Annotated in this window: 9 protein-coding genes; 7 read left to right on the top strand and 2 right to left on the bottom strand. The window is 50.8% G+C overall.

All coding sequences use genetic code 11. The features are described 5' to 3' along the window. Positions 1-143: 143 nt before the first annotated feature. A complete protein-coding gene (gene mgtE, locus DCW36_RS08030) occupies positions 144-1496 on the bottom strand; it encodes a magnesium transporter (protein ID WP_114783276.1) in 1353 nt (450 codons plus the stop codon). A 2-nt stretch (positions 1497-1498) separates the two neighbouring features. Continuing rightward, positions 1499-2278 carry a 16S rRNA (adenine(1518)-N(6)/adenine(1519)-N(6))-dimethyltransferase RsmA gene (gene rsmA / locus DCW36_RS08025; RefSeq protein WP_114783275.1) on the bottom strand — a complete coding sequence of 260 codons (780 nt, stop codon included), beginning with the start codon at positions 2276-2278 and terminating at the stop codon, positions 1499-1501. A gap of 265 nt (positions 2279-2543) precedes the next feature. Here rsmA and DCW36_RS08020 point away from each other — a divergent pair, with 265 nt between their 5' ends. The 7 genes from DCW36_RS08020 to DCW36_RS07990 all read left to right on the top strand — a co-directional run bounded on the left by DCW36_RS08020 (position 2544) and on the right by DCW36_RS07990 (position 9793). Beyond that, positions 2544-3977 carry a leucyl aminopeptidase family protein gene (locus DCW36_RS08020; RefSeq protein WP_114783274.1) on the top strand — a complete coding sequence of 478 codons (1434 nt, stop codon included), beginning with the start codon at positions 2544-2546 and terminating at the stop codon, positions 3975-3977. A gap of 6 nt (positions 3978-3983) precedes the next feature. Continuing rightward, complete coding sequence (gene pdxA / locus DCW36_RS08015) at positions 3984-5006, top strand: 4-hydroxythreonine-4-phosphate dehydrogenase PdxA (protein WP_114783273.1); 1023 nt, start codon at positions 3984-3986, stop codon at positions 5004-5006. A gap of 69 nt (positions 5007-5075) precedes the next feature. Continuing rightward, positions 5076-5630 (top strand): YceD family protein, encoded by a 555-nt coding sequence (locus DCW36_RS08010; protein ID WP_114783272.1) that lies wholly within the window; start codon positions 5076-5078, stop codon positions 5628-5630. A gap of 48 nt (positions 5631-5678) precedes the next feature. Continuing rightward, positions 5679-5876, top strand: coding sequence for a 50S ribosomal protein L32 (rpmF, locus tag DCW36_RS08005; RefSeq protein ID WP_114783271.1), 198 nt, complete (start codon positions 5679-5681; stop codon positions 5874-5876). A gap of 50 nt (positions 5877-5926) precedes the next feature. Continuing rightward, positions 5927-6871, top strand: a complete 945-nt coding sequence (gene plsX / locus DCW36_RS08000; RefSeq protein ID WP_114783270.1) for a phosphate acyltransferase PlsX — start codon at positions 5927-5929, stop codon at positions 6869-6871. A 134-nt stretch (positions 6872-7005) separates the two neighbouring features. Beyond that, positions 7006-8004: a beta-ketoacyl-ACP synthase III gene (locus DCW36_RS07995; RefSeq protein ID WP_114783269.1), complete on the top strand. Its 999-nt coding sequence runs from the start codon at positions 7006-7008 to the stop codon at positions 8002-8004. Positions 8005-8440: 436 nt separating this feature from the next. Then, positions 8441-9793 carry a Gfo/Idh/MocA family oxidoreductase gene (locus tag DCW36_RS07990; RefSeq protein WP_114783268.1) on the top strand — a complete coding sequence of 451 codons (1353 nt, stop codon included), beginning with the start codon at positions 8441-8443 and terminating at the stop codon, positions 9791-9793. Positions 9794-10598: the final 805 nt, after the last annotated feature.

The raw sequence follows: 10598 nt of genomic DNA, 5'->3' as shown, positions 1-10598 counted from the left end.
GATATTATCAGAGATATTGTAATTCTTTGCAAAGGAAATCCTAAACTACTCGACCAGCTTATTCTTTCTGGCTAAGGTTTCGGACAACAATGTTTCCAAAACCTACCGGGTTTATAGCTACACACTTAGCTCCAAACTAGAAGCTACAAACTGTACAACGCGTGCGCCACCGAAAAATAAATGGCCAGCCCCAGCAGGTCGTTGGCGGTGGTGATAAACGGTCCTGCCGCCACGGCAGGGTTAATGCCGAAGCGGTCCAGGATCATGGGCGTGATGGTTCCCATGATGGAAGCCAGCATCACGACCGAAAACAAGGCCACCGACACCACCAGCGACAAGGTCATGTCCCGCCTGAACAGGTAGGACAACCCGAACACAAGGGCCGAGATAATGATCGCATTGAGCAGCGCCACCGTCAGCACTTTGAGCATCCGCTGGGAAAAGCCTTCGAACACCACCGCGTTGGAAGAGAGCGTCTGGATGATGATGGACGAGGACTGGATACCAACATTTCCGCCGGTGGCCGTCACGAGCGGCACAAACAGCGCCACCGCAGGCAGCAAGGCAATATCCGCTTCAAACAGTCCCATAAACTGTGCGGCCAGCAGTCCGCCTACCATCCCGATGATGAGCCACGGAAGGCGCGAACGCGAAATTCGGAAGACGCTGTCGTCTTCTTCCACGTTTTCGGAAATACCGGTCATGAGCTGGCGGCTGAGTTCGGCTTGCTCCTGCATTACGTCTATCACGTCGTCGATGGTGATGCGGCCCAGCAGCCTGCCTTGTATGTTCACCACCGGAATAGCCTCCAGGTCGTACTTCTGCATCACACTCACCACCTCGTTTTCGTCGCGGAACGATTCGATCGAAATCACATCGGTGTTGTAAATGTCCTGTACGAGCTTATCGTCTTTGGAGAGCAGCAGTGTTTTCACGCTCACCCGCCCCACCAGGATATCTTTGTTGTTAACCACATACACGGTATAAATCCGCTCCACATCCTCGGCCTGCCGCCGTATCTCCTCGATGCACTGCCGCACGCGCCAGTTCAGGTTCACTTTGATCAGCTCTTTTGCCATCAGACCACCGGCACAGTCTTCCTCGTAATGCAGCAGGTCCAGGATGGCAGCGGCTTTTTCTTCATTGTCGAGCAGGGCAATTACCTCCTCCCGCGTCTGTACCGACAGCTCATTCAGGATGTCCACGGCATCGTCGGAATCCATCAGGTTCACGTAGCGGGCTATCTCCTGGCTTGTGAAGCTCTGCAGGAAATCGGTGCGGATGTCGTAATCGAGGTCGCTCAGGATTTCAGAACCCACTTCAGCAGGCAGCAGGTCCATCACGTACTTGGACTCGTCCGTGTCCAGTTCATATAATACTGTCGTGATATCGGCCGGATACATTTCTTCCATGGTACTGAGGATAAAGGCCGTGTCCTTCTGGGCAATGGCTTCCTCTACCTGGTTAATGTATTCACGTGTAATTTCAACATGCATAGCTAACTGTTTTGCTCAATCAGTTGGGTTAATTGGATAAACTGCTCCACCGACAGCTGCTCGGCCCGCTGGTCGAACACCGGCAGCGCCTGCACCTCGGGCGGCAGGTTATAAGGGCGCAGGCAGTTGCGGAGCGTTTTGCGCCTTGTGCCGAAACTGAGTTTTACCACTTCAAAAAATTTCTTCTCACTGCAGGGCAGCGCCACCACCTCGTTGCGGAGCAGCCGGATCACGCCAGAATTCACCTTCGGCTTGGGATGAAAAACTTCCGGTCCAACGGTAAACAGGTATTCGATGGTATAAAACGCCTGCAGCAGCACGCTCAGGATACCATAGGTTTTGGACCCCGGAGGAGCCGCCAGACGCTCCGCCACCTCTTTTTGCAGCATGCCCACCACCTCCGGCACCCGGTCGCGGTGCTCCAGCACCTTAAAAAATATCTGGGTGGAAATGTTGTACGGGAAGTTGCCGATAATGGCAAATTTATCCGGGAACAGCTGCCCCAGGTCTGTACGCAGAAAATCGGCGGAAATGATGCGGTCCTGCAGCTGCGGGAAATGCTCTTTCAGGTAAGCGATGGATTCGCGGTCTATGTCGACCACCGTGGTCTGGTACTCCGGGTGCTGTAACAGGTACTGCGTGAGCACGCCCATACCGGGACCAATCTCCAGCACATCCGTTACGCCACGGTGCAGCGTGAGTTGATCTACAATTTTCATGGCAATGTTCTGATCTACCAGAAAATGCTGCCCCAGGTGTTTCTTCGGACTTACTTTGCTCACAGGATAAAATTTTAAAGTTGAAACAGCGTTTACCTCTTACGCCCGTTTCCGTTATAGAAACTTATTTAATTAAAATAGCGCGAGCGTCCTCGCTCGTGTTTATTATTTTGCGGCCTCTGGCCGCCGGAAATCATCCTGCAGTCGGTTTACAGCGGCCAGAGGCCGCGGAATAGCAGACACGAGCGAGGACGCTCGCGCCAGGGCAGAACTTTTCGCATTACATAATATACTTACTATATTGCAGGCTCAAAGATACGAACGACAGATGCCAACACAACTTAATTATACCGCAACCGCAGGCAAAAATAAGGACCTGGTCATTATCGTGCAGGCAGGACAGGTGAATAACCTGGACGAACTGCAACCTGAGGAAGCTGCTTATGTGCAACAGCAGGCAGCGCAGGAAGCGAAAAGTATCTTCCTGAACCGGTATACGCACCACCTATACATCGTTATCGCCCCGGAAGCCAAAACGGAAGAAGCGTCGCGCGAAGCGCTCCGGCAGGCGGGGTATGCCTTGCTAAAACAGCTGCGGACCGGCAAGGTAACAGAAATCACACTTGTAGATAAAACAGGCACACAAGCCGGGTTGTACCTGGCGGAAGGATTGTACCTGAGCAACTACCAGTTCCTGAAGCACAAAACCAAAGATGTAAAGGCCAGCCCGCTGGAACGCATCACCCTGACGGGTTCCGATGTAAAGGAGCAGGAGGTAACGGAACTGCAGCACCTGCTGGAAGGCGTAACCCTGGCCCGCGACCTGGTAAACGAGCCCAACAGCCACCAGACCGCCACCCAGTTCAGCGAGCAGCTGGAAGAACTGGGGAAAGAAGTCGGCTTCAAGACCGAAGTTCTCGATGAGATAAAAATACAGACCCTGAAGATGGGCGGTCTGCTGGCCGTAAACAAAGGAAGCGAAGAACCTCCCACCTTCACCATCATAGAATGGAAGCCGCAGGATGCGACCAATGAACAGCCATATGTGCTGGTAGGAAAAGGCGTGGTATTCGATACCGGCGGGCTGAGCCTGAAGCCGACGCCGCAGTCCATGGACTTTATGAAATCGGATATGGCGGGAGCTGCTGCAGTAACAGGTGTGCTGTATGCGCTCGCCAAAAACAAAGTGCCCCTGCATGTAATTGGTCTGATACCGGCCACCGACAACCGCCCCGGCGGCAATGCTTTTGCTCCCGGCGATGTACTGACCATGCACAACGGCATGACCGTAGAAGTAATGAACACCGATGCCGAAGGCAGATTGATCCTGGCCGACGCCCTCAGCTTTGCCAAAAAGTATCATCCTGCTTTGGTATTCGACCTGGCCACCCTCACCGGTGCGGCAGCACGCGCCATCGGTAAAGAAGGGATGGTAGCCATGGGCACTGCAGGCGACGCGATTATGGCCGATTTGAAAAAAGCAGGCGAACAGGTGCACGAACGTATCGTAGAATTCCCCCTTTGGGACGAATATAAAAAACACATCGAATCCGAAATTGCGGATATTAAAAACCTGGGTACAGCAGATGCGGGTGCTATTTCGGCAGGTAAGTTCCTGGAGTGCTTCACCAGCTATCCGTGGGTGCACCTGGACATTGCCGGCGTAGCCTACCTGCAGGGAGAAGATTCTTACCGGGGCAAAATGGGCACAGGCGCAGGCGTCCGGTTAATCTACACGTACCTTAGATCATTGGCCCAATAAGTTAAAATGGAAAGCAAATACAAACCAAAACTTGCTATCAGTACCGGCGACACCAATGGCGTTGGCCCTGAAATCATCATCAAAACCTTTTCAGACCAGCGCATCCTGCACTACTGCACGCCGGTTATTTACGGCTCTGCCAACTTTTTCAGCAAGCTGCGCAAACAGATGGGCGCGGAGCACTTCCACTTCCAGCAGGTGGAATCGGCCGATAACCTGGTAAACAGGAAGGTAAACCTGATCAACTGCTGGCAGGATGATTTGCCGCTGGAACTGGGCAAACCCACGCCTGCATCCGGCAAAGCCTCGCTGGATTCGCTGCTGGCTGCCTGTAAAGATGTAAAAGCAGGTAAACTCGACGGGCTGGTGACAGCGCCTATAAATAAAGACAACATACAGGCAGAGGACTTCCGCTTTCCGGGTCACACCGAATTCCTTACCTCCTATTTTGATGCGCCCGAAAGCCTGATGCTGCTGGTGAGCAACGATCTTCGGGTGGCAACCGTTACAGGACATATCCCGATCAAGGAGGTGCCGGCCAGGCTGTCGGTGGAGTTGCTGCTGCAGAAGCTAACTATCCTGCTGGAATCGTTACGCCAGGATTTTGGTATACTGAAGCCGCGGGTGGCGGTGCTGGGCCTGAACCCGCATGCCGGGGAAAACGGGCTGCTGGGGCAGGAAGACATCGAAATCATCCGGCCTGCCGTGGTGCAGTTAAAGGAAAAAGGGCACCTGGTATTCGGCCCCTACCCTGCCGACGGCTTCTTTGGCACACAGCAGTATAAAAAAGTAGATGCCGTACTGTCGATGTACCACGACCAGGGACTTATACCGTTCAAAACACTTGCTTTTGAAACAGGCGTAAATTTTACAGCCGGTTTGCCGGTTGTACGTACCTCGCCCGACCATGGCACAGCGTATAATATTGCCAGTAAGCTTATTGCAGATGAAACCTCTTTCCGCGAAGCAGTGTTTACTGCCAGCGACATTGTCCGGAAGCGGAAAGAACATCCGCAGCTGGCGGTATAATATGCAGGTGTGGTATTTTTTATATCGGAAATTAATACTAATTTTGCGTCTTGAAATAAAAAGTCGGTAGTGAAGAAGCTAAGAGATTATGAAATCGGCATAGCCAAACTCAGTAATAAAAAACACTATTACGAGTTTGAGATGGATGATTCATTTTTCGACCTGTTCGGCCGGGAAATCATCTTGGGCGGAAACCTGCTGGCCAAAGTGGAACTGGACAAGACAGAGTCGCTGCTGACCTTCCACTTTGACATTAAAGGACACGTTAAGCTTACCTGCGACAGGAGCCTGGAAGAATTCGATCAGCCAATCGATATTCAGGAAACCTTTCGCATGAAGTTCGGTCCGGAAGATGCCGAAATCGACGACGACATCTGGCAGATTGCCTACGACACGCAGCAGATAAACGTGGCGCAGCACCTGTACGATTTCGTGGCGCTGTCGTTGCCCATGAAAAAGCTGCATCCGCGTTTTGTGGAGGAGCTCGACGAGGAAGAAGATAACGAACAGGATATCCTGATCTACTCTTCGCGCAACGCGGCAAAAGACGAAGGCACCGGCGGAGACGACGATGACGACGAGGATATCGACCCTCGCTGGGACGCCCTCCGCAATCTTAATTAAACAATTAAAAATCAACCAAATACAAACAAAAGATAATTATAACTAAAAATGGCACATCCTAAACGCAAGATTTCGAAGACCAGAAGAGATAAGAGAAGAACTCACCAAAAACTTTCTGAGAGCGCCATTGCCATCTGTCCTACTACGGACACGCCGCACCTGTACCACCATGCGTATGTGGTTGAAGGCGACTTGTACCATAAAGGCAAACTGGCTATCAAAAATTATACAACGAACGCCCGCTAAGCAATAGCCTGCTTTAATTTTTGTTCTGTATAATTTAACCGACCCAGTACATGAGGATCGCCTTAGACGCTATGGGCGGCGACCATGCACCAGAAGCAGTTGTTAAAGGTGCACTGTTAGCCGCTGAGCAGCTAGAACAGGATACGGATATCCTGCTGATTGGTAAGGAAGATATCATCCATTCGCTGCTAAAAGAATACGGATATTCAGGAAACGGCATTAAAGTAATTCATGCCAGCCAGGTAATCGAGATGGGGGAACACCCCACCAAAGCGCTTACCCAAAAACCTGATTCCAGCATTGCAGTTGGTTACGGACTTCTGAAAGCGCAGAAAGCGGATGCTTTCTGCAGCGCAGGAAATACCGGGGCCATGCTGGTTGCTGCCATGTTCAGCGTGAAAGCGATCGAAGGTATCATCCGGCCGTCTATTGCCAGCCTGGTACCAAAGCTGAAAGGTGATTTTGGCGTGATGCTGGATGTTGGCGCAAACGCCGAATGCAAGCCGGATGTACTGGAACAGTTCGGCGAGTTCGGTTCCGTTTATGCCAAATATGTACTGGAGATTGAGAACCCGAAAGTGGGTCTCATGAACCTGGGTGAAGAGGAAGGCAAGGGCACTGTGAACACACAGGCCGCCCACCAGCGCCTCAAAGCCAACAAAAACATTAACTTTATCGGCAACATCGAAGGGCGGGACCTTTTCAACGACAAGGCAGATGTGATCGTATGTGACGGCTATACCGGGAATATTATCCTGAAAATGGCTGAATCCATTTACGACATCCTGAACGAGAAAAACATTCACGATCCGTTTGTCGATAAATTTAATTACGAAGCTGTCGGCGGTTCGCCTATTTTAGGTATCAACGGAAATGCCATTATCGGGCACGGCGTGTCCAGCCCGCTGGCCATATGCAATATGGTGCTGCAGGCCCAGAAAATGGTTTCTTCCGAAATATCCGAGCGTTTCAGAAAAATATACAGTGTTTCGTAATTTGGGTTTCGACCACAAATAATACAGTTTGGTATAAGCTGCACCTTTACGCTTTTTAAAGGACTGTCAGTTTATACCAATTTTTTTTTACTAACTTGCCTGCATAATATTTCACCTAACCACACCCTTTTACTATGAGTAAAATTACCGCCGCTATTACGGGTATCAGTGGCTACGTACCGGATTATATTCTTACCAATAAGGAACTGGAAACATATGTGGAAACGAACGACGAATGGATTGTATCCCGTACCGGTATCAAAGAGAGGCATATTTTAAAAGGAGAAGGCTTAGGCACATCGCATATTGCTGTACCTGCAGTAAAGGAACTGCTCAGAAAAACAAATACAAAACCGGAGGAGGTTGAGCTTTTAATCTGCGCCACTACTACCCCGGACTATGTATTTCCGGCAACTGCCAACCTGATCACAGCAGAAGTGGGTGCTGTAAATGCCTTTGGCTACGACCTGCAGGCTGCCTGCTCCGGCTTTTTGTTTGCCCTGGCCACAGGTGCCAAGTTCATCCAGTCCGGGCAGTACAAGAAAGTAATTGTGGTGGGTGCCGATAAAATGTCTTCCATTGTAGACTACACCGACCGTACTACCTGCATTATTTTTGGCGACGGTGGCGGCGCTGTTATGCTCGAGCCTAATACCGAAGGCTACGGCGTGCTGGACGAAGTGCTGAAATCGGACGGTTCCGGTGCTCCTTACCTGCACATGAAAGCAGGTGGCAGCCGCAGACCGGCTTCCATCGAGTCGGTAGAAAACCGGGAGCATTTTGCTTACCAGGAAGGCCAGACGGTGTTCAAGTTCGCCGTAAAAGGCATGGCCGACGTGTCGGCAGAAGTAATGGAGCGCAACAACCTGACCGGCGACGATATTGCCTGGCTGGTACCGCACCAGGCCAACAAGCGTATCATCGAGGCTACTGCCAACCGTATGGGCGTTGATAGCAGCAAAGTGATGCTCAACATCCAGAAATACGGCAACACCACCAGCGGCACCATTCCCCTTTGCCTCTGGGACTACGAAAGCCAACTAAAGAAAGGCGACAACCTGGTACTCGCAGCCTTCGGCGGCGGCTTTACCTGGGGTGCCATTTACCTGAAATGGGCGTACGATCCTAAATAAGCATCCATCGTAAAAATTTGCAAAGCGGCCATGTGCCGCTTTTTTTATGCCCTGTCCCTTCAGGCACCATTCCCCGCCTGCTGTTATAGCTCCTGCACAAGTTATACCAGATAGTAAAATGTAGCTTCCATTACAAGTCCTCCGGTAGCTAGCGTAGTTGCAGTTCGCCCACAAGATCTCCTAAAGGGATGACAAAGGGTCGGATAGTTTGTGGAACCGCATAAATACTATCAAGGTATAATTTGTCCTCATCTGAAACAGAATTATTATCGCGACAGAAAAAATTGCGCAATCGTTTGTTTTATTAACGAATGTTAGTAATTTAATCACGCCATTCACTGCTTCCTGGTGGTGCAATTCCACAGAAGGGCCGGGCATTGATCCAATTTTGAAATTATTGTTGCGCAACTAACAAACCAGCATAAGAACAAGTTATATGAACTCAAAAAGTACCTTTATTTCCAGAAGAAATTTTCTAACTAAATCTGCCGCCCTGGCAGGTACCGTGGCCCTTAGCCCCCTGGCGGGCTTTGCCGCCGACAGTAAAATGCGTATTGCCATCGTGGGCACGGGCGTCCGTGCGCTTGGCATGTGGTCACACAAAATAAAAGAGGCTTATTCGGACAGGGTCGAGTTTGTTGGATTGTGCGACATAAACCCGGGGCGTGTAAAATATTTCAAGAAAGCGACCGGCTTTAAGTGCCCGACCTATACCGACTTCGAGAAAATGATGAAGGAGGTAAAGCCGGATACGCTGATGGTGACGACCGTGGACTCTACGCATGACGAATTCATCATCAAAGGCATGGAGATGGGCGCCAACATCATCACCGAAAAGCCCATGACCACCGATGAAGACAAGTGCCAGGCCATTATAGATGCTGAAAAGCGCACCGGCAAAAAAGTAACGGTTACCTTTAACTACCGCTACACGCCACACCGCGCCAAAATTTACGAACTGCTGCGAAGCGGCGTAATAGGCGACGTAACTTCCGTAGACTTTCACTGGTACCTCGACACCAGCCACGGCGCCGATTACTTCAGGCGCTGGCACAGGCTCAAAGAAAAAGGCGGCACGCTGTGGGTGCACAAAGCTACGCACCATTTCGACCTCCTCAACTGGTGGCTGGAGTCGGACCCGGAAGAGGTGTCGGCCTACGGTTCGCTGGATTTCTATGGCAAAAACAATTCGTTCCGCCACACCAACTGCCGCCCCTGTCCGCACAAAGATCAGTGTAATTTCTACTTCGACATCACCAAAAAGCAGCAGCTCATGGAGCTGTATGTCGATAACGAGAAGCACGACGGTTACCTGCGCGATGGCTGCGTGTTCCGGGAAGACGTAAACATTTATGATAAAATGGCGGCCACCATTAAATACGCCAACGGCGTGCAGGCCAGCTACTCCCTTACCACCTACTCCCCTTACGAAGGCTACCGCATTGCCTTTAACGGTAAAAAAGGCAGGATTGACCTATGGGTGGAAGAAAGCAATCCGCTGACTGAAAAAGATTACGAGGAAATCATCGTTACCCAAAACTTCGGCAAGCGCGAAATCATCAAACTGCCGATCATCAAAGGCGGTCACGGGGGCGGCGACAAACTAATGGCTGACCGGATATTCGGCGGGGTGAAAGAAGATCCGTACCACCAGGCGGCCGGTGTGCGGGATGGCGCCCTTTCCATCCTGACAGGCATTGCGGCCCGTAACAGCTGCGAATCCGGGAAGCCGGTAAAAATTAAAGACCTCACCAGCATTGTGCCGCAGGCAAAACGCCAGTACGTATAAAGCTCGGTTCATTGTTCGGAGATGATTTGTTGTAGCCCTGCCAGCCAGGGCTACTTCATTTCCGGCCACCGCTTCTGCTCCATCAGGAATCCAGGGTGCTTTTCCCGGGCAGCTCCTACCCTGCCTGTACCAGCACTTACAGCCAGGCAGCACACACCTCCTTTCGCTGAGACACCTTTTTTTGAAGTCTAAAAATGTTTGCTGCTGCAGCCTCCATACCCGCTGCTCCTGTATGTTCAGACACTAGTAGCGTTCCAGTTGGTTGTAAAAATTCTGCTGCACCAGCCACCACAGCCACTGCTGCTCTAAAAAACGAGTACTCGGGAATTAAAACAGGTTTATTATTTGAAAGTTATTCATTTGCACAGGTCAAGTTATTGTTTTAAGATCGAAGCATATAACCTTTCCAGTTTTCGCAGGAGGAGCCGGGGGTAGGGGCCCTCTATTTCTACATGTTCCGGTGCTGAGCTTTGCTCAGCAGCCCGCAGCGGAGCGAGGGCAGGTTCATGTAGACAGCGACGGAAGCGAAAACGCGGCCGCGCTTAAATAGGGCCCCTTCCCCAGCCGAGGAGCGCGTAAGTTAACGATGAAACTGTAGGTAAGAGGGTAACGAATGAACTGTTACTGTTAGTGTATTTTTTTAACTCCCGAGTTCACGTTATAAAAGCTATTTTTATTCTGCCAGTTGTTTCTGCTATCTTCAGCAAAGACCGAAACAGCACCCGCTGGTTCAGCAGAACCTGGCACAAATTGGTTGAACATCGCAAAGTGCTATTTTGGGTGCACCAACAATTATAGCTTGTTT

Origin of the sequence: Botryobacter ruber (assembly GCF_003347595.2) — a bacterium.
In the GTDB taxonomy this organism is placed as follows: Bacteria; Bacteroidota; Bacteroidia; order Cytophagales; family Hymenobacteraceae; genus Pontibacter; species Pontibacter ruber_A.
This window is presented reverse-complemented; position numbering and strand designations above follow the sequence as displayed.

Bases quoted from the DNA above. Each gene is read 5' to 3' on its own strand.
- DCW36_RS07990 (WP_114783268.1), top strand. From the start codon at position 8,441: ATGAACTCAAAAAGTACCTTTATTTCCAGAAGAAATTTTCTAACTAAA.
- rpmF (WP_114783271.1), top strand. From the start codon at position 5,679: ATGGCACATCCTAAACGCAAGATTTCGAAGACCAGAAGAGATAAGAGA.
- plsX (WP_114783270.1), top strand. From the start codon at position 5,927: ATGAGGATCGCCTTAGACGCTATGGGCGGCGACCATGCACCAGAAGCA.
- DCW36_RS07995 (WP_114783269.1), top strand. From the start codon at position 7,006: ATGAGTAAAATTACCGCCGCTATTACGGGTATCAGTGGCTACGTACCG.
- pdxA (WP_114783273.1), top strand. From the start codon at position 3,984: ATGGAAAGCAAATACAAACCAAAACTTGCTATCAGTACCGGCGACACC.
- DCW36_RS08020 (WP_114783274.1), top strand. From the start codon at position 2,544: ATGCCAACACAACTTAATTATACCGCAACCGCAGGCAAAAATAAGGAC.
- mgtE (WP_114783276.1), bottom strand. From the start codon at position 1,496: ATGCATGTTGAAATTACACGTGAATACATTAACCAGGTAGAGGAAGCC.